The organism is Mycolicibacter senuensis (genome assembly GCF_003284925.1).
Lineage (GTDB): Bacteria > Actinomycetota > Actinomycetes > Mycobacteriales > Mycobacteriaceae > Mycobacterium > Mycobacterium algericum_A.
This window is the reverse complement of record NZ_QMEX01000071.1, coordinates 1-19,404: the sequence shown is the minus strand read 5'-3', so window position 1 is coordinate 19,404 and position 19,404 is coordinate 1. Positions and strand designations below refer to the sequence as shown.

Sequence of the window (19,404 nt, the reverse complement as noted above, 5' to 3'; positions counted from 1 at the left end):
CAGTCGAAGTCGCCCGCTCCGGCCGCCGACGCCGAGGTCCAGGTGTTGCGCGGGGCCGCCGCCGCGGTGGTCAAGAACATGGCCACCTCGCTGGCGGTGCCCACGGCCACCAGCGTGCGTGCCATTCCGGCCAAGCTGATGATCGACAACCGCATCGTCATCAACAACCAGCTCAAGCGCACCCGTGGCGGCAAGATCTCGTTCACCCACCTGCTGGGGTATGCGCTCGTGCAGGCGGTCAAGCAGTTCCCCAACATGAACCGGCACTTCGCCGAGATCGACGGCAAGCCCAACGCCGTCACTCCGGCACACACCAATCTGGGGCTCGCGATCGACCTGCACGGCAAGGACGGCAAGCGCTCCCTGGTGGTGGCCGGTATCAAGGAGGCGGAGTCGCTGCGTTTCGCGCAGTTCGTCGCCGCCTACGAAGACATCGTGCGCCGCGCCCGTGACGGCAAGCTGACCGCCGAGGACTTCGCCGGCGTGACGATCTCGCTGACCAACCCCGGAACCATCGGCACCGTGCACTCGGTGCCCCGGCTGATGGCCGGCCAAGGGGCGATCATCGGCGTCGGCGCCATGGAGTATCCCGCCGAATTCCAGGGGGCCAGCGAGCAGCGCATCGCCGAACTCGGGGTGGGCAAGCTGATCACGCTGACCTCGACCTATGACCACCGCATCATCCAGGGCGCGGAATCGGGTGACTTCCTGCGCACCGTGCACGAGTTGCTGCTCTCCGACGCGTTCTGGGACGAGATCTTCTTCGAGCTGTCCATCCCCTATGAGCCGGTGCGGTGGCGCACCGACAACCCGGACTCGGTGGTCGACAAGAACGCCCGCGTCGTCGAGTTGATCGCCGCCTACCGCAACCGCGGTCACCTGATGGCCGACGTCGACCCGCTGCGGCTGGACAACACCCGGTTCCGCAGCCACCCCGACCTGGACGTGCTGACCCACGGTCTGACGCTGTGGGATCTGGACCGGGAGTTCAAGGTCGAGGGCCTGCCCGGCGGCGACTTCCGCAAGCTGCGCGAGATCCTCTCGGTGCTGCGCGATGCCTACTGCCGCCACGTCGGCGTGGAGTACACCCACATCCTCGAGCCCGAACAGCAGCAGTGGCTGCAGGAGCGCGTCGAGGTCAAACACATCAAACCGACTGTGGCGCAGCAGAAGTACATCCTGAGCAAGCTGAATGCCGCCGAGGCGTTCGAGAGCTTCCTGCAGACCAAGTACGTCGGGCAGAAGCGGTTCAGCCTGGAGGGCGCCGAGTCGGTGATCCCGATGATGGACGCGGCGATCGACCAGTGCGCCGAGTACGGGCTCGACGAGGTGGTCATCGGTATGCCCCACCGCGGCCGGCTCAACGTGCTGGCCAACATCGTCGGCAAGCCTTATTCGCAGATCTTCACCGAGTTCGAAGGCAACCTCAACCCGGCCGAGGCGCACGGTTCCGGCGACGTCAAGTATCACCTGGGTTCCACCGGCGTATACCTGCAGATGTTCGGCGACAACGATATTCAGGTCTCGCTGACGGCCAACCCATCACACCTGGAGGCCGTCGACCCGGTACTGGAAGGACTGGTGCGGGCCCGCCAGGACCTGCTGGATCGCGGCTCCGCGGACAACGGCGAACGGCCGGCGTTCTCGGTGGTGCCGATGATGCTGCACGGCGACGCCGCATTCGCCGGCCAGGGTGTGGTGGCCGAAACGCTGAACATGGCGATGCTGCCGGGCTACCGGGTCGGCGGCACCATCCACATCATCGTCAACAACCAGATCGGGTTCACCACCGCACCGGACCACTCCCGTTCCAGCGAGTACTGCACCGATGTCGCCAAGATGATCGGGGCGCCGATCTTCCACGTCAACGGCGACGACCCGGAGGCATGCGACTGGGTGGCCCGGCTGGCGGTGGACTTCCGGCAGAAGTTCCACAAGGACGTCGTCATCGACATGCTGTGCTACCGCCGCCGCGGGCACAACGAGGGCGATGACCCTTCGATGACCAACCCCTACATGTACGACGTGATCGGCACCAAGCGCGGTGTGCGCAAGAGCTACACCGAAGACCTGATCGGCCGTGGCGACATCTCGATGAAGGAGGCCGAGGACGCACTGCGCGACTACCACGGCCAACTGGAGCGGGTGTTCAACGAGATCCGTGAGCTGGAGAAGCACGCCGCGCAGCCCAGCGAGTCGGTCGAGTCCGAACAGCAGGTGCCGCGCGGGCTGAACACCGCGGTGGACAAGGCGATGCTGGCCCGCATCGGCGAGGCGTTCATGTCGATTCCCGAGGGCTTCACCGTGCACCCGCGGGTGTTGCCGGTGCTCGAGCGGCGCAAGGAGATGGCCTACGAGGGCAAGGTCGACTGGGCGTTCGCCGAACTGCTGGCGCTGGGTTCGCTGGTGGCCGAGGGCAAGCTGGTGCGGCTGTCGGGACAGGACACTCGCCGCGGCACCTTCTCGCAGCGGCACTCGGTGATCATCGACCACACCAACGGCGCGGAGTTCAGCCCGTTGCAGCTGCTGGCCACCACCCCCGACGGCACCCCGAGCGGCGGCAAGTTCCTGGTCTACGACTCGCCGCTGTCGGAGTTCGCCGCGGTCGGCTTCGAATACGGCTACACCGTCGGCAACCCCGAGGCGATGGTGCTGTGGGAGGCGCAGTTCGGCGACTTCGTCAACGGCGCGCAGTCGATCATCGACGAGTTCATCAGCTCCGGCGAGGCCAAATGGGGCCAGCTGTCCAACGTAGTGCTGCTGCTGCCGCACGGCCATGAGGGCCAGGGCCCCGACCACACCTCCGGGCGCATCGAGCGCTTCCTGCAGCTGTGGGCGGAGGGCTCGATGACCATCGCGATGCCCTCGACCCCGTCGAACTACTTCCATCTGCTGCGCCGGCACGCGCTCGACGGGATCCAGCGGCCGCTGATCGTGTTCACCCCGAAGTCGATGCTGCGCAACAAGGCGGTGGTCAGCGACATCAAGGACTTCACCGACGTCAAGTTCCGCTCGGTGCTCGAAGAGCCCACCTACGGCGACGGTGAGGGCGACCGCAACAAGGTCACCCGGGTGCTGCTGACCAGCGGCAAGCTCTACTACGAGTTGGCGGCCCGCAAGGCCAAGGACGGCCGTGAGGACATCGCCTTGGTGCGGATCGAGCAGCTGGCCCCGCTGCCCAAGCGGCGCCTGGCCGCCACCTTGGACCGCTACCCCAACGCCGAGCAGTTCTTCTGGGTGCAGGAGGAGCCGGCCAACCAGGGGGCATGGCCCCGGTTCGGCCTGGAGCTACCGGAGTTGCTGCCCGAGAAGCTCACCGGTATCAAACGGATCTCGCGGCGGGCGATGTCCGCGCCGTCGTCGGGTTCGTCGAAGGTGCACGCCGTCGAGCAGCAGGAGATCATCGACGAGGCGTTCGGCTGAGCGTTCGGCTGACCCCCTTCCCCGCGAGCGTGCGGGTCTGTACGTCGAAACGCGGCGTGTCGCGTACAACTCTGCACGCTCGCCGGGGCGCTGAAGCCGGTACCGCCGGTACCGGATAGGCTCTGATGGTCAACCGACCGCGGGGAGGACACATGCAGGGATTCGCCGGGAAAGTCGCCGTCGTCACCGGCGCCGGCTCGGGGATCGGCCGTGCGCTGGCCGTCGAGCTGGCCCGCGCCGGCGCGCAGCTGGCGATCAGCGATGTCGACACCGAAGGCCTGGCGCAGACCGAGCAACGGTTGACCGCGCTGGGCGTGCGGGTCAAGGCCGACCGGCTCGACGTCACCGAGCGCGAGGTGTTCATCGGCTACGCCGAGGAGGTCAAAGACCACTTCGGCAAGGTCAACCAGATCTACAACAACGCCGGGATCGCGTTCAGCGGCGACGTCGAGGTCAGCGAGTTCAAGGACATCGAGCGGGTGATGGACGTCGACTTCTGGGGTGTGGTCAACGGCACCAAAGCCTTCCTGCCGCACCTGATCGCCTCCGGCGACGGCCACGTCATCAACATCTCCAGCCTGTTCGGGCTGCTGTCGATGCCCGGACAGGCCGCCTACAACGCGGCCAAATTCGCGGTCCGCGGCTTCACCGAGGCGCTGCATCAGGAGATGGCCATCGCCAAGCACCCGGTCAAGGTCACCACGGTGCATCCCGGCGGCATCAAGACCGCGATCGCCCGCAACGCCACCACCGTCGAAGGAGTGGACCACGCGGCAATGGCCGACTTCTTCGACCGCCGGCTGGCCTCCACCAGTGCGGAAGAGGCCGCCCGGGTGATCCTCGACGGGGTGAGCAAGAACCGGGCCCGGGTGCTCATCGGCAACGACGCGCGGGCACTCGACCTGCTCGTGCGGCTCACCGGCTCGCGCTACCAGCGGCTGTTCTCGTTCGTCATTCCCCGTTTCGCGCCCCGGTAGGGTTCGCGGCCCGGTCGTTTTTCGCGGCGCTACCGCCCGAGCGGATGCTCCTCCAGGAAGGCATCCACGACCGACTGCGGGTCGGCGCCGTGGGCCACCCGCCGGCGCATATCGGTCAGGGCTTCGGTATCCAGCACACCGGCGACCTGATTGATCGCCAGCAGTTGGGATTCGGTCAGCTCGTTGCGCCGATACAGCGGAACCACATTCTCGGCGCGCACCAACGCCGGCCTGCCATCGGTGAGCAGCACGGTGCCCTCGTCCGGCGTCGACGGATTGGCCGTACTGGTCCATGCCGCGGTGATCTGACGGTCGCGCAGCGCAGCGAACAACGCTGAGCTATCGGGGAATTCGCGCAATCTGGGCAACCTGCACCGCCCCACCGCCGCCGGCGCCCGCACCCCGGCGACCGCGCCGACGACCAACCCGGAGCAGTGCCGCACCAGCGCGGACAGCTCGGTTCCGCCCCACGCGTCGGCCGTGGCCTTCGTCACGGCCAACGCCGGTTTGTCAGCCGCGGTCATGGCGTAGTCACCGAGCGCAAGCCCCTCCGGCAGCGCACCGGCCAACGCCCAGTAGACCTGCCGGTCGGAGCGCGCCGTGGAGTCGGGGGCGAACACCGCCAGCAGGCGGCCGGTGAAACCGGGAACCAGGGTCAACTGCCCGGCGTCGAGCGCCGCGACCGGATCGGCCACCGATTCGATGCGCACCGCGGCTCCGGCACCGCGCAGGGCGCTCGCGTACAGCTGCGCCAAAACCTGCGATTGCGGGTCCGGCGCGGTCCCCACGCCCAGCGGCGCCGGCCCCGGGCGATCAGCACAACCGGCGAGCAGCAGGGCGGTGATCAGTACCAGCGCCAACCGGCGCAGCTGATGTCTCGGCAGCCGCGGCACCGTGCGCTCAGGACGACGAACCGGCGGCCGCTGCGACCGCTGCCGCAACGGCCGGTTCGACACGCGGGTCCAGCGGGCTCGGCACGACCCGCTCCGGTGCCAGGTCGTCGGCGACCACGGAGTAAATCGCCTCCGCGGCAGCCAATTTCATCTCTTCGCTGATGCGTTCGGCACCGGCGTCCAGCGCCCCGCGGAATACGCCGGGGAAGGCCAGCACGTTGTTGATCTGGTTGGGGAAATCACTGCGGCCGGTCGCCACCACCGCCGCATACTTGGCGGCCAGGTCGGGGTGGATCTCCGGGTCGGGGTTGGACAGTGCGAACACCACCCCGCCCGGGTTCATCGACGCGATCAACTCCTCGGGGACCACCCCTCCGGAGGCACCCAGGAACACGTCGGCGCCGACCAGCGCCTCGGCAAGACCACCGGTGCGGCCGCCGGGGTTGGTGCGCTGCGCCAGCTCGGTCTTGACGTCGTTCATGTCGGTACGTTCCGGATGCAGCACGCCCTGCGAATCGAGCACGATCATCTCCGAAATACCCACCGACATCAGGATGTTGGCGCATGCCACGCCCGCGGCGCCGGCACCGGAGACCACCACCCGCAGCGACGAGATGTCGCGTCCGAGCACCTTGGCCGCACCCATCAGCGCCGCCAGTGCCACGATCGCGGTGCCGTGCTGATCGTCGTGCATTACCGGGCAGTCCAGCGCCTCGATCACCCGGCGCTCGATCTCGAAGCACCGCGGCGCGGAGATGTCCTCCAGGTTGACCGCCCCGAACGACGGACGCAGCCGCACCAGCGTGTCGACGATCTCGTCGGGATCCTTGGTGTCCAATACGATGGGAATGGAGTCCAGGCCGGCGAACGTCTTGAACAGCGCGGCCTTGCCCTCCATCACCGGCAGCGACGCCGACGGACCGAGATCACCCAGCCCGAGCACCGAAGTACCGTCGCTGACCACCGCCACCAGCCGGTGCGCCCAGGTGTAGCGGGCAGCCAGGGTGTGGTCTGCGGCGATGGCGCGGCTGACCTGCGCCACCCCGGGCGTGTAGGCGATCGACAGCGCGCGCTGGCTGTCCAGCGGGGCTTTCAAGTCGACCGAGATCTTTCCGCCCATGTGGGCTTCGAAGATCTCTTCGTCTCCAATGACAATCAGCGAGTTGTCCACCGTGTTCGCAAGGTTCTCAGGCATCGAGTCCAGGGTACTGCGCCGGCGAATCTCGACCGGCGACGGCCGGTGCCCGTGGGCGCCGGCCGTGCTCAGATCAGGCCCAGTCCCTTGACGGCCTCGCGCTCTTCGGCCAGCTCAGCGGTGGAGGCATCGATCCGGCCGCGGGAGAAGTCGTCGATGTCCAGGCCACCCACGATGCTCCAGTTGCCGCCGGAGGTGGTGACCGGGAACGAGGAGATCAGGCCCTCGGGCACCCCATAGGAGCCGTCGGAGACCACCGCCATCGACACCCAGTCCCCGTCGGGGCTGCCCAGCAGCCAGTCCCGGGCGGCATCGACGGTGGCCGATGCCGCCGAGGCGGCCGACGAGGCGCCGCGGGCGTCGATGATCGCCGCGCCGCGCTTGGCGACGGTGGGGATGAAGTCGTTCTCGATCCAGGCCTGGTCGTTGACGACCTCGGCGGCGTTGCGGCCGCCGACCTCGGCGTGGAACAGGTCCGGGTACTGGCTGGCCGAGTGGTTGCCCCAGATCGTCATCTTCTTGACGTCGGTCACCTTGGCGCCGGTCTTGGCCGCCAGCTGCGAGATCGCCCGGTTGTGGTCCAGGCGGGTCAGCGCGGAGAACCGCTCCTTGGGGATGTCGGGGGCGTTGGTCATCGCGATCAGCGCGTTGGTGTTGGCCGGGTTGCCGGTGACACCCACCCGGATGTCGGAGGCCGCGACCGCGTTGAGCGCCTTGCCCTGCGCGGTGAAGATCGCACCGTTGGCCTCGAGCAGGTCGCTGCGCTCCATGCCCGGCCCGCGCGGGCGGGCGCCGACCAGCAGCGCCAGGTTGGCGCCGTCGAAGATCTTGTTGGCATCCGAGCCGATCTGCACGCCGGCCAGCAGCGGGAAGGCACAGTCGTCGAGCTCCATCACCACACCCTCGAGCGCCTTGAGCGCGGGCTCGATCTCCAGCAGCCGCAGTTCGATCGGCCGATCAGGGCCCAGCAACGAGCCACTGGCCAGGCGGAAAAGCAGGCTGTAGCCGATCTGGCCGGCGGCGCCGGTGACGGCAACCTTGAGTGGGGTTGTGCTCACGTCAAGTGCTCCTCGAACGGGTTCGGCATGGTCTGGATTGGTCCGCGTCGAAACTAGCGCACCGGCGCGGGCCCGAAAACTCCGGACCCCGCGGCGACCGCGCTGACCGGTCACTTTGGGTTCGGGCGCGTAACATTTGACCGGCTCATGCGCCGGGAGGGAGGGCTGCCATGACGGCGTTGCGAGGCCCGGTTCCGCGGGTGCTGGTCGACTGCGGCGTCTACGACGAAGGTGACCGGGTTTCCGGCGACTTCACGCCCGCCGGTGCGATGGCCAGGGTGCGCGAGATCGAGGCGAGCGGCCGGGACGGGTTCGTCTGGGTGGGCCTGCACGAACCCGACGAGTCCCAGATGCAGGCGGTGGCGGCCACGTTCGACCTGCACGAGCTGACCGTCGAGGACGCCGTGCACGCCCACCAGCGGCCGAAGCTGGAACGCTACGACGAGACGCTGTTCCTGGTGCTCAAGACCGTCAATTACGTCCCGCACGAATCGGTGGGGCTGCCGCGACAGATCGTCGAAACCGGCGAGATCATGATCTTCGTCGGCAAGAACTTCGTCGTCACCGTCCGGCACGGTGAACACAGCGGACTGTCCGAGGTCCGCAAGCGCATGGACGCCGACCCCGAGCATCTGCGGCTGGGCCCGTACGCGGTGATGCACGCCATCGCCGACTATGTGGTCGACCGCTACGTCGAGGTGACCAACCTGATGGAGACCGACATCGACACCATTGAAGAGGTGGCGTTCGCACCGGGCACCCGCACCGACGTCGAGCCGATCTACCAGATCAAGCGTGAAGTCGTCGAACTGCGGCGCGCGGTGGCACCGTTGTCGGTCCCGTTCCAGCGGATGCAGACCGACTACAAGGATCTGATCTCCAAAGAGGTGCGGCGCTACCTTCGTGACGTCGCCGACCACCAGACCCGCGCCGCCGAACAGATCGCCAGCTACGACGAGATGCTGAGTTCGCTGGTGCAGGCGGCGCTGGCGCGGGTGGGGATGCAGCAGAACACCGATATGCGCAAGATGTCGGCCTGGGCCGGCATCATCGCGGTGCCCACCATGATCGCCGGCATCTACGGGATGAACTTCGACCACATGCCCGCGCTGCACTGGACGTTCAGTTATCCGGCGGTGCTGCTGGGGATGGCCGGCATCAGCACAGTGCTCTATCGCGCGTTCCGCCGCAACGGCTGGCTCTGACCTCCCCGGCGAGCGTGCGTGTTTGCACGCCGACACGCCGCGAAATGCCGTACATCGGCGCACACTCAGCGGGTGCGTGGACCCGCTTACCCCGTACTCCGGTGCGGCCATGCAGCCCAAAAGGACAACGGTGAACGCGCACAACGGGTTCCGGAACGTCACCTCCGGCCGTCAAAGTCACGCCACCGCCTGTCACGAACGTGCGCAGTTGTACGGAAAAACCGGCGTGTCGCCGTACAAACACGCCCGCTCGCGGCAAAAAAGGGGGACCCGGTACTAGCGGGGCTGGGAGGCGGGGCGGTCCGGGTCGAGCACATCCACCCCGTCGGCGCGCCAGGCCTCGCGCATCGCGTCGGCGCCCTTGAGCCGCACCCAGGCCGCCTCGGTCGCGGTGATCGGGATGGCCGACAAGAACCGCACCGGCTCGCGCGGTGCCGCCAGCGCCAACTCGGCGATGTCGCTCTCGCCCAGCAGCATCGCGGTGAACGGCACGCCGCCGGACTGCCGGGTCCACAGCGGACCGCCCAGGTCCATCAGCGCGTCCGCCGCCAGCACCACGCCCTCCACGACCGGCGCGGCGGCCACCATCGCCAGGCTGCGCGCCAGCCCGGCATCAGAACCCGAGATCCGCAGCCGCAGCACGACCTCGGCGCGCGGACCGTGCACCGGGTCGGCCAACACCTGACCGGGGTCGCCCATCGGGTGCCGCGAACAGCCCACCGAGACGTAATGCACCATCCGGTCGGGCCCGGGCCCGAACCGCAGCACCTCGATGGGCTCGACGCCCAAAAACGTCACCCGCGCGGCGCCGGGTTCCGAAGCGATGCCCGCCGCCGCGTAGTGCGCTTTCAGGTGCGCCCGCACCCGTTCCAGGTCGTCGCTCACCGTTCGGTCGGCGGGACGGTCAGGTTCAGCCCGGACTCGGCGTCGAACACCACCACTTTGGCCGCGTCCAGGGCCAGCTCGACCGGCTGCCCGCCGGCGGCTTTCGACGCGGCGGGAACCCGCGCCACCAGACCGTTTTCGGTCGACGTGCCGGCGGCTTCGTTCGGGGTGAAGTACAGGTACTTGTCGGCGCCCAGCGATTCGACCAGATCGACGCGCGCGGAGAAGGTCACCGCCCGGGCACGCTCGGCGTCGTCGAGCAGTCCGGCGTCGCCGAGATGTTCGGGCCGCACGCCGATGACGACGTCGTTGTGGGATCCGGGATGTCGACCGATGGTGTCGCGGACCTCCGCGGCCAGCGGCACCTCACCGAACGCCAGTCGCGCACCGGTCGAGGTCAGCGCGCCGGGGAAGAAGTTCATCGCCGGCGAGCCGACGAAGCCCGCGACGAACAGGTTGGCGGGCCGCTCGTAGAGCTCATCGGGGGTGCCGATCTGTTGGGCGATCCCGCCGTGCATCACCACCACCCGGTCGCCGAGCGTCATCGCCTCGGTCTGATCGTGGGTGACGTAGACGGTGGTGGTGCCCAGCCGGCGCTGCAGCCGGGCGATCTCGCTGCGCATCTGCACCCGCAGCTTGGCGTCCAGGTTCGACAGCGGCTCGTCCATCAGAAACGCCTTGGGGTGCCGCACGATCGCCCGTCCCATCGCGACCCGCTGGCGCTGCCCACCGGACAGCTGCGACGGCTTGCGATCCAGCAGCTCCGTCAGGTCAAGGATTTTCGCGACTTCGGCGACCTTCTCAGCGATCTGCGGCTTCTTCATCTTGGCCAGGGTCAGCGGAAAAGCGATGTTGCCCCGCACCGTCATGTGCGGGTAGAGGGCGTAGGACTGGAACACCATCGCGATGTCGCGGTCCTTGGGGGCGCGCTCATTGACCCGCTCACCACCGATGCGCAGTTCCCCCGACGAGATCTCCTCCAGGCCGGCGATCATGTTCAGCGTGGTGGATTTTCCGCAGCCGGACGGTCCCACCAGGATGATGAACTCGCCGTCGGCGATCCTCAGCGACAGGTCCTTCACCGCCACGGCGCCGTCGGGGTAGCTCTTGGTGATGTGGAGGAGTTCGATCTCTGCCATCGGCCTATCCCTTCACCGCGCCGGAGGTCAGTCCCGCCACGATCCGTCGTTGGAAGATTAGAACAAAGACGATGATCGGCACCGTGATCACCATCGCGCCGGCGGCGATGGAGCCGGTCGGTTCCTCGAATTGCGAACTGCCGGTGAAGTTCGCGATGGCCACCGGCGCGGTGATGGACGCCTTGGTCGCCGTCAGCGACAACGCCAGCAGCAGGTCATTCCATGCGAAGATGAACACCAGGATCGCCGCGGTGACGATTCCCGGCGCCGCCAGTGGCGCGATCACCTTGCGGAACGCCTGACCCGGGGTGGCGCCGTCCATCTTGGCGGCCTTCTCCAGGTCCCACGGGATCTCGGAGAAGAACGCCGAGAGCGTGTAGATCGCCAGCGGCAGCGCAAAGGTGATGTAGGGGATGATCAGTCCCGGCCAGGTGTCGAACAGCCCGATAGCCCGTTCGATGTTGAAAATCGGTGTCACCAACGATATCTGGGGGAACATCGCGATGAGCAGCGCCGCCCCCACCAGCAGCCGCTTGCCGGAAAAGTCCAGCCGGGCCACCGCGTAGGCGGCCATCGCACCGATCACCACCGCGATCACGGTGGTGATCAGGCCGATGCCGACCGAGTTGATCAACGCCGACCCGAACACATCGCCGGCGAAGATGCCGCGGTAGTTGTCGAGGGTCACCGACGACGGGATCAGCTTGCCGTCCTTCACCGTTGACGTCGGCTTGAGCGACAGCGAGAAGATCCACAGCACCGGCACCAGCGCGTAGGCAACCACGGCCACGTCGATGATCAGCCACGCCGCGCGGCGTCGAACGTCGGTCATTTCTGTTCCGATCCCGGCGCCGCGGCACCGAACACCTTGACGAACAGCACCGCGATCAGCGCCACGCAAACGAAGATCAGCACCGAGATCGCCGAGCCCAGGCCGACGTTGAAGCCCTTGAACAGGTTGTTGTAACCCAGGATCGACACCGAGCCGGTGTTGTTGGAGCCGTTGGTGAGCACGTAGATGTTGTCGAAGATCCGGAACGCGTCGAGCGTGCGGAACAACAACGCCACCAGGATGGCCGGTTTCATCATCGGCAGGATGACGCTGACCAGACGCCGCCAGGCCCCGGCGCCGTCGACCTGTGCCGCCTTGAGCAGATCGTCGGGCACCAGCGCCAGCCCGGCCAGCAGCAGCAGCGCCATGAACGGAGTCGTCTTCCACACCTCGGCGAGGATCACGATCCCCAGCGACGGCAGCTGCTGGGTCAGCGGCGCACTACCGGCGGGCAACAGGTTCGCCAGATAACCGGTGCCCGGTGTCCAGGCGTAGTACCAGCTGTAGGCCGCGGCCACCGTGACAATGCCGTAGGGCACCAGTACCGCGGTGCGCACCATGCCTTTGGCGAACAGGCTGCGGTGCATCACCAGTGCCAGCGCAAGACCCAGGACGAATTCGATGGCCACCGAGACGACGGTGATGCCCAGCGTCACCGCGAACGCCGTCCACCAGTACGAGTCGGTCAGGGTGGTCTGGTAGTTGGCCAGGCCGACGAAGGCGGTGTCGTCGGGGGTGGCCAGGTTGTAGCGCAGCAGGCTCAGCCAGATCGCATACCCGATCGGATAGGCCGTCACGGCCAGCATCAGCACCACCGCCGGGGCGACGAGCAGCAACGCCAGCCGCCGCTGCGACCGCTCGTCGGCGCGGGACGTCATAGCGCACCGCTCACGGGATCAGCCCCTTGCCGTCGATGGCCTTGCGCACCTGCACGGTGAGCTCGTCGGCGGTGCGCTCCGGGTCGATGGCGGTGATCGGCGCCAGCGTCGCCGATATCCGGGTCGACACCGCCTGGTAGACCGGCGTGGCAGGGCGCACCGCCGCTTCGGTGAGCTGGTCGCGAATCAGGTTGTGGTGCGGGTATTTCTCCTGCAGCTGCGGATCGGAGTACAGCGAGGCGCGCACCGGGGGCAGCCCACCGTCAATCGCAAGGTACTTCTGGTTGGCGACGTCGCGCAGGCATCGCACCGCATCGAATGCCTCGGCGCGGTGCCGGGTGGTGCGGGCCACCGCCAGGTTCATCCCGCCGAGCGTGACCTTGGCCGGCCGCTCGGGCGACACCGCCGGATACGGTGCGAACCCGAGCACGTCGCGACTGGCCTCGTAGGCCAGCCGGTACTGGGCGTCGCTGGGGGCGAACATGCCGAGGTCGTTGATGCTGCCGGCCAGATCGGCACGCCGGTCCAGCGGCAGGAACCCGACGCCGCCCTTGACGGCGTTCTCCAGCATCGACGGCAGCACGAACGGCCAGTTGACCTCCAGTGCCGCCTTGCCCTGTTCGAACGCCAGCCGGGCGGTGCCCTCGTCACTCTGGGTGATCGACGGGTCAGCGCCCGGAGCGGTCGCCACCGCGCGCATGATGCGCAGCGCCGCAACGGTGGCGGCCCGATGCTCGGCGGTGTCGGTCAGGGTGACGGTCTTGCCGTCGTCGTCGAGCACCCGGCCGCCGGCACTTGCCAGCAGCGTGTTGAACCACACCACCAAGCCCTCGTACTGCTTGGCCTGCACCGCGATCCAGCTCGGCTCGCCGGCGGTACGCAATCGGCCCGCCTCGGCAACCATCTCGTCCCAGGTCGACGGCGCGGCATCCATCAGATCCGGCCGGTACCAAAGCAATTGGGTGTTGGTGATGATCGGGGCGGCATAGAGCCGCTGTTGCCAGCGGGCGGTCGCCAGCGGACCCGGCAGGGTGTCGGCGACGGCGTCGGCCTCGGCCTCACCGGCCGGGTCTTCCGACAGTGGCAACGCCCAGCCGGCCTCGGCGAACTCCGCGGTCCAGACCACATCCAGGCCCATGATGTCCAGCGTGCGGTCGTTGCCGGTGAGCCGGCGGGCCAGCTGCAGGCGCTGGTCGTCGGCGGCACGCGGCAGGCTGAACTGCTCGACGCGGTAGCGCCCACCGGACTGCTCGGTACAGCGCCGCGCCAGCACTTGGAACGTCGCGGTGTCGTTGGCCGGGGTGTACACGCTGACCACCAGGCCGTCGTCGTGCCCGGCCCAACCGCAGGCCGACCCGGAGGCGAGGGTCAGTGCCGCCAGCGCAACCGCGCCCAGCCGCCGAACGCGACCGCGCCGACTCGCCACGCCACCCGCCTCCTGTTGCCGTTCCGTGCCAGAACGGTAAGGCCGGTCGGCCGCGCTGTGCAACAACGCCGAGTCAGAGCGTCAGCTTCGCCAACAGATCCCGTCCCTGCTCGGCGCTCTGCGGGTCGCAGAGCACGTCGTAGCGACCCGCGACCAGCTGCATGGTCGAGCTGAAATCCCTTGTGCCGCGGGCCATCGCGTAGGGCACAGACGACGTGATCAGACCGAAGAACACACCGGCGATCAGGCCGGTCACCAACGCCTGTGCCGGGTTGTCGCTGAAGATGCCCAGCACCAGACCGATGAACAGACCCAGCCAGGCCCCGGTCAACACCCCGCCGCCGAGCACCTTGGGCCAGGTGAGCCGGCCGGTGACCCGTTCGACCTGCATCAGGTCGACGCCGACGATCGTCACCTGGTGCACCGGGAACTGTTGGTCGGACAGATAGTCCACCGCGCGCTGCGCCTCGGCGTAGGTGGGGTAAGCCCCGATCGGCCAACCTTTGGGCGGCGTGGGCAACCGGCCCACGTCTCGCCGACCCGCGGCCGCCGCACCGAGCGGATCGGGGGCCTGTCCGGACTGAAAAGGGCTGGTCATGGGGTTTCTCTCTCCTCGTTCCGGGATAGTTCCGGGGTGGCGGACCGGCACTCCGTGCGGGTCTGGCACCCGACGCATCCGCTAGGTTGAACAGCATGACAGCTCCCGGCGGGGATTCTGGCGAGAATCCACGACCCAATGCCGACCAACCCCGGCCCGAGGCGGGTGCGCCCGGGCCCGAACAGGGCGGCTGGGCCAACCCCTCGGGTTTCGATGGCTATCCTCCCCCACCGCCGGGTTACCCGCAGGGCCCTCCGCCCGGTTACCCGCCGAGCGGCTTTCCCCCACCCTCGGCCGCCGGCGGCTACCCGCCGCCGCCGACCGGCGGATTTCCGCCGCCGCCACCACCGGGCTACGGCGCGCCACCCGGCTACGGCCCGCCGGCCGACTATCCGGGCGTCGGCACGCCACCCGGTTACCCGCCGGCCTACGGCGCCCCGCCCGGCTATCCGCAGCAGGGCTACGGCACGCCGTATCCGGGCGGCTACTTCAATCCGGGCCAGCCGCAGAAGACGAACGTCTTGGCGGTCTGCTCCCTGGTGGTCGCGCTGCTGGGCCTGCTGTTCTGGCCGCTGGCCGTCGTCGGCGCCACGCTGGGCGTGATCGCCCTGGGCCAGATCAAGCGCACCGGTGAGGCCGGCCACGGCATGGCGGTGGCCGGCACCGCGGTCGGCGGCGCCGCGGTGGTCCTCTCGTTCGTCCTCGCGATGGTCGCCCTGCACTGAGCCCGGGCGGACGTCGGCGCCCAGTGGACATTTGACGACGCGACGTCGGCGTGTCGCGTCGTCAGATTGCCCCTCGCGGGCAGATCCGGGCAGATCTAGGCCGACGGCGGCTCGAACGGCGGTGCTTCACGGCGCATCCCGGCCGCCCGGCCCTTGCCGGCCACCACCAGCGCCATTTTGCGGCTGGCCTCGTCGAGCATCTCGTCGCCGAGCATCACCGCGCCGCGCGCCCCGCCGGCCTGCGAGGTGTGCCATGCATAGGCCTCCAGGATCAGCTCGGCATGGTCGTACTCGGCCTGCCGCGGACTGAAGATCTCGTTTCCCGCCGCGATCTGGTCGGGGTGCAGCACCCATTTGCCGTCAAAACCCAGGGCGGCCGAGCGCCCGGCCACCCGGCGGAACGCCTCGACGTCGCGAACCTTCAGGTAGGGCCCGTCGACGGCGGCGATCCCGTGGGCGCGCGCGGCGACCAGGATCGTCATCAGCACGTGGTGATAGGCGTCGCCCTCGGTGTAGCCCTCGGGCTGCTCGCCGACCTCCAGCGTGCGGGTGTTGAGGCTGGCCATCAGGTCGGCCGGGCCGAGCACCAGCGCCTGCACCCGTGGCACGGCGGCGATGGCGTTGATATTGGTCAGCCCGCGGGCGTCCTCGATCTGGGCGTCGATGCCGATCTGCCCGGCCGGCAGCCCGTGAACGGTCTCCAACTGGGTCAACAACAGATCCAGGGCCTGTACATGCGAAGCGTCGGACACCTTCGGCAGCACGACCACGTCAAGGCGGGCCCCGGCGGCGCCGACGGCCGAGACCACCTCGATCAGGTCGGCGTGCGTCCACGGCGTCGTCCAGTCGTTGACTCGCACGCCCAGCAGCGGCGCACTCCAGTCCGATGCCGCCAGCGCCTCGGCCACCCGGGCCCGGGCCTGCTCCTTGGCGGCCGGGGCGACGGCATCCTCCAGATCCAGGAAGATCTGGTCGGCGGGCAGGCCCTTGGCCTTGTCGATCATTTTCTGGCTGCTGCCCGGCACCGACAGACAGGTACGGCGGGGGCGATATGCGTTGGTCACCTAACCACTCCTACCCTTTCAACCATGGCGTCGAGCAACAGGGTTTACGCAGCGCGCCTGGCGCGGATGCTGGTGCTGGGCCCGTTCGGCGAATCCGTGGGACGGGTCCGCGACGTCGTCATCAGCATCAGCATCGTGCGTCAACAGCCGCGCGTTCTGGGCCTCGTCGTCGAACTGCCCACCCGCAGACGCATTTTCGTACCCATTCTCCGAGTCGCGGCGATCGAGCCCAATGCCGTCACCCTCAACACCGGAACCGTATCGCTGCGCAAGTTCACCCAGCGACCCGGTGAAGTGCTGGTGCTCGGACAGGTGCTGGACACCAAAGTCCGGGTCAACGACCCCGAACTGCCGGAGCTGGCCGGCGTCGACGTGGCGATCACCGACCTGGCCATCGAGCAGAGCCGCACCCGCGACTGGCTGGTTACGCGGATCGCGGTGCGCCACTCCCGGCGGCTGGGCCGCCGCGCCGCGGTGCACATCGTGGACTGGCACAACGTGCAGGGGCTGACCCCGTCCGCGCTGGCCATGCCCGGACAGGGCGTGGCGCAGTTGCTGCAGCAATTCGAGGGCTGGCGACCGATCGAGGTGGCCGACGCCATCCGCGAGCTGCCGCCCAAGCGGCGCTTCGAGGTGATCAACGCGCTGGACAACGGCCGCCTGGCCGACATCCTGCAGGAACTGCCCGAGGAGCGGCAGGCCGCGGTGCTGGGCCAGCTGGGCACCGAGCGGGCGGCCGACGTCCTGGAGGAGATGGATCCCGACGACGCCGCCGACCTGTTGGGGGCGATGAACCCCAATGACGCGGAGCTGCTGCTGGCCCGGATGGACCCCGACGACTCCGATCCGGTCCGCCGCCTGCTGGAGCACTCCCCCGACACCGCCGGCGGGTTGATGACCTCCAATCCGGTGGTGCTGACCGCCGACACCTCGGTCGCCGAGGCGCTGGCCCGGGTGCGCGACCCCGACCTGACCCCGGCATTGTCGTCGCTGGTGTTCGTGACACGCCCCCCGACCGCCACACCGACCGGCCACTACCTGGGCTGCGTGCCGCTGCAACGGCTGCTGCGGGTGCCGCCGGCCGACCTCATCGGCGGAATCGTCGACTCCGACCTGCCGGCGCTGAACGCCGAGGTCTCGCTGGCCGAGCTGACCCGCTATTTCGCCGCCTACAACCTGGTCTGCGGCCCGGTGCTCGACGAGCAGAATCACCTGCTGGGGGCGGTGACCGTCGACGACGTGCTGGATCACCTGCTACCGCATGACTGGCGCGAAACGCCCGAGCCGGACCTGGGACCCAAATTCGCCGGGAGGCCGTCGTGACCGACCGCTCGCCACTGCAGCGGCTCTCCACCCCGCGCACCTCGCGGTTGCCCAGCCTGCGGATGGACCCCGATGCGCTGGGCCGGTTCACCGAGTCGGTGGCACGCTTCTTCGGCACCGGGCGCTACCTGGCCATCCAGACCATCATGGTGGTCGGCTGGATTCTGCTGAACGTCTACGCGGTCAGCCTGAAGTGGGACCCCTACCCGTTCATCCTGCTCAACCTGGCGTTTTCCACCCAGGCGGCCTACGCCGCGCCGTTGATCCTGCTGGCCCAGAACCGGCAGGAGAACCGCGACCGGGTCAGCCTGGATGAAGACCGCCGGCGCGCCGCGCAGACCAAGGCCGACACCGAGTACCTGGCCCGCGAACTGGCGTCGTTGCGGTTGGCGGTCGGTGAGGTCCCCACCCGCGATTACCTGCACCATGAGCTCGAGCGGATCCGCGAACTGCTCGACGAATTGCGCCCCAAGCCCGACCCCGCCGACGGAGATTCCGCGACCGGCCGCCCGGTTTGACCTCGTGGCGGACCGGCATAACCGACACCGGCGGGACCGGTGTTGGGTATGGTGACCTAGTTCACGAAGCCAAGACGGTTTCATCAAGGCTTGATAACGGCGGACAAGGGGCGGTCGAGTGCCTACAGGGGGCGGCGCAGCCGAACACCCGTCGCGCGCGGCCAGATGGCGGCGGGCGGCGCGCGCCGCGTTGCGCCCGGCATTCGGCCTGACGTTCATCACCCCGCTGGTGTTCGCCGGTGCCGTGGGGGCGACTCCACGCTCCCCGTCGACGTCGCTTCCGCTGCGCAATGCCGCGGTAACACCGCTGGCAGCGGCCATCGACACCGCCTCGGGCCGCTCGTCGGGTCCGGCCGTCGTCGCGGTGCCGCGCCCGCAACCGAACCTGCACGTCGCCGCGGGCGCCCCGTCGGCGCCGCCGGCGGCGGTCGTCTACGCGCCGGGCACGTTGGGGATTCCCAAAACAGCGCTGGCGGCCTACCGCAATGCCGAGCACCAGATGGCCGTCGCCGCCCCGGGCTGCGGGGTCAGCTGGAATCTGCTGGCCGGGATCGGCCGCATCGAGTCCCAACACGCCAACGGCGGCGCCACCGATGCGCGCGGCACCGCGCTGCAGCCGATCTATGGGCCGTCACTGGACGGGACGCTGCCCGGAAACGAAGTCATCGTGGCCAGCAGTGGCCCCGGGCGGGTGGTCTACGCCCGTGCCATGGGGCCGATGCAGTTCCTGCCCGGAACCTGGGCGCGCTACGCCGCCGACGGCGACGGCGACGGCAAGGCCGACCCGCAGAACGTCTACGACGCGACGCTGGCGGCCGCACGGTACCTGTGCAGCGGCGGGCTCAACCTGCGCGAACACTCCCAGGTGCTGACCGCGATCCTGCGCTACAACAACTCGATGGCCTACGCGGAGAACGTGATGGGCTGGGCGGCGGCCTATGCCACCGGGGTGGCGCCGGTTGATCTGCCTCCGATCATCGGGCCTGCGCCGCCGATCGCCGACCTGCACCTGGAGCACCTGGAGCACCCCGAGGGGTTGGGGCCGGAGTCGCTGAGCATGCACGGCTTGTCGCCGGTCCACGAGACCGCCGGATCGTCGCTGATCAACCTGGGGCAGTCGTCGGGCGCCGACGGCCCGATGGCGAACCTGCCCTGGCTCGCGCCCTGGATGAACGCCACCGAGCAACAGCAGCAGCAGTTGCCACGCCCGTCGGCGGCCTGCCGGATGATCTGCCTGGAGCCGCAGGCTGCGGCACCGGGGGCGT

The 19,404-nt window shown here is 68.7% G+C and carries 17 protein-coding genes; 7 read left to right on the top strand and 10 right to left on the bottom strand.

Going from position 1 to position 19,404, the window contains the following annotated elements:
• On the top strand, nucleotides 1-3,423 hold a 3,423-nt coding region (locus DQP56_RS15575; RefSeq protein WP_205868892.1), incomplete at its 5' end, for a multifunctional oxoglutarate decarboxylase/oxoglutarate dehydrogenase thiamine pyrophosphate-binding subunit/dihydrolipoyllysine-residue succinyltransferase subunit.
• 152 nt (nucleotides 3,424-3,575) lie between these two features.
• Nucleotides 3,576-4,400, top strand: a complete 825-nt coding sequence (locus DQP56_RS15570; protein ID WP_112686897.1) for an SDR family NAD(P)-dependent oxidoreductase — start codon at nucleotides 3,576-3,578, stop codon at nucleotides 4,398-4,400.
• A gap of 29 nt (nucleotides 4,401-4,429) precedes the next feature.
• On the opposite strand, the gene DQP56_RS15565 is transcribed toward DQP56_RS15570, so the two are convergent.
• The 3 genes from DQP56_RS15565 to DQP56_RS15555 form a co-directional block, all read right to left on the bottom strand.
• Nucleotides 4,430-5,293, bottom strand: coding sequence for a glycine betaine ABC transporter substrate-binding protein (locus DQP56_RS15565; protein WP_112686895.1), 864 nt, complete (start codon nucleotides 5,291-5,293; stop codon nucleotides 4,430-4,432).
• Between the two features lie 7 nt (nucleotides 5,294-5,300).
• Complete coding sequence (locus DQP56_RS15560) at nucleotides 5,301-6,488, bottom strand: NAD(P)-dependent malic enzyme (RefSeq protein WP_112686893.1); 1,188 nt, start codon at nucleotides 6,486-6,488, stop codon at nucleotides 5,301-5,303.
• A 68-nt stretch (nucleotides 6,489-6,556) separates the two neighbouring features.
• Nucleotides 6,557-7,546 carry a malate dehydrogenase gene (locus DQP56_RS15555; RefSeq protein WP_112686891.1) on the bottom strand — a complete coding sequence of 330 codons (990 nt, stop codon included), beginning with the start codon at nucleotides 7,544-7,546 and terminating at the stop codon, nucleotides 6,557-6,559.
• Between the two features lie 170 nt (nucleotides 7,547-7,716).
• Here DQP56_RS15555 and corA point away from each other — a divergent pair, with 170 nt between their 5' ends.
• The gene (gene corA / locus DQP56_RS15550) at nucleotides 7,717-8,751 is read left to right on the top strand and encodes a magnesium/cobalt transporter CorA (RefSeq protein WP_112686889.1); all 1,035 of its coding nucleotides are present in this window, start codon (nucleotides 7,717-7,719) and stop codon (nucleotides 8,749-8,751) included.
• Nucleotides 8,752-9,027: 276 nt separating this feature from the next.
• Here the strand turns inward: corA and DQP56_RS15545 are convergent, their stop codons facing one another.
• The 6 genes from DQP56_RS15545 to DQP56_RS15520 form a co-directional block, all read right to left on the bottom strand.
• A complete protein-coding gene (locus DQP56_RS15545; RefSeq protein WP_112686887.1) occupies nucleotides 9,028-9,636 on the bottom strand; it encodes a suppressor of fused domain protein in 609 nt (202 codons plus the stop codon).
• Nucleotides 9,633-10,775: an ABC transporter ATP-binding protein gene (locus DQP56_RS15540; RefSeq protein ID WP_112686885.1), complete on the bottom strand. Its 1,143-nt coding sequence runs from the start codon at nucleotides 10,773-10,775 to the stop codon at nucleotides 9,633-9,635. Before DQP56_RS15540 ends, DQP56_RS15545 begins: the two co-directional genes overlap by 4 nt.
• Before the next feature lie 4 nt (nucleotides 10,776-10,779).
• A complete protein-coding gene (locus DQP56_RS15535; RefSeq protein WP_112686883.1) occupies nucleotides 10,780-11,607 on the bottom strand; it encodes a carbohydrate ABC transporter permease in 828 nt (275 codons plus the stop codon).
• Nucleotides 11,604-12,485: a carbohydrate ABC transporter permease gene (locus DQP56_RS15530; protein WP_112686881.1), complete on the bottom strand. Its 882-nt coding sequence runs from the start codon at nucleotides 12,483-12,485 to the stop codon at nucleotides 11,604-11,606. The genes DQP56_RS15535 and DQP56_RS15530 overlap by 4 nt, the downstream gene beginning before the upstream one ends.
• A gap of 10 nt (nucleotides 12,486-12,495) precedes the next feature.
• The gene (locus DQP56_RS15525) at nucleotides 12,496-13,911 is read right to left on the bottom strand and encodes an ABC transporter substrate-binding protein (RefSeq protein ID WP_112686879.1); all 1,416 of its coding nucleotides are present in this window, start codon (nucleotides 13,909-13,911) and stop codon (nucleotides 12,496-12,498) included.
• 73 nt (nucleotides 13,912-13,984) lie between these two features.
• Nucleotides 13,985-14,509, bottom strand: coding sequence for a YflT domain-containing protein (locus DQP56_RS15520; protein ID WP_112686877.1), 525 nt, complete (start codon nucleotides 14,507-14,509; stop codon nucleotides 13,985-13,987).
• Nucleotides 14,510-14,604: 95 nt separating this feature from the next.
• Here DQP56_RS15520 and DQP56_RS15515 point away from each other — a divergent pair, with 95 nt between their 5' ends.
• On the top strand, nucleotides 14,605-15,234 hold the full coding sequence (locus DQP56_RS15515; RefSeq protein WP_234825691.1) for a DUF4190 domain-containing protein: 630 nt from the start codon (nucleotides 14,605-14,607) through the stop codon (nucleotides 15,232-15,234).
• A gap of 95 nt (nucleotides 15,235-15,329) precedes the next feature.
• Here the strand turns inward: DQP56_RS15515 and DQP56_RS15510 are convergent, their stop codons facing one another.
• Nucleotides 15,330-16,298, bottom strand: a complete 969-nt coding sequence (locus DQP56_RS15510; protein WP_112686873.1) for an HpcH/HpaI aldolase/citrate lyase family protein — start codon at nucleotides 16,296-16,298, stop codon at nucleotides 15,330-15,332.
• A gap of 24 nt (nucleotides 16,299-16,322) precedes the next feature.
• Between DQP56_RS15510 and DQP56_RS15505 the strand changes: the two genes are divergently transcribed.
• The 3 genes from DQP56_RS15505 to DQP56_RS15495 all read left to right on the top strand — a co-directional run.
• A complete protein-coding gene (locus DQP56_RS15505) occupies nucleotides 16,323-17,621 on the top strand; it encodes a magnesium transporter MgtE N-terminal domain-containing protein (protein ID WP_112686871.1) in 1,299 nt (432 codons plus the stop codon).
• Nucleotides 17,618-18,139: a DUF1003 domain-containing protein gene (locus tag DQP56_RS15500; RefSeq protein ID WP_112686869.1), complete on the top strand. Its 522-nt coding sequence runs from the start codon at nucleotides 17,618-17,620 to the stop codon at nucleotides 18,137-18,139. The genes DQP56_RS15505 and DQP56_RS15500 overlap by 4 nt, the downstream gene beginning before the upstream one ends.
• Before the next feature lie 118 nt (nucleotides 18,140-18,257).
• On the top strand, nucleotides 18,258-19,404 hold a 1,147-nt coding region (locus tag DQP56_RS15495), incomplete at its 3' end, for a lytic transglycosylase domain-containing protein (RefSeq protein ID WP_435673870.1).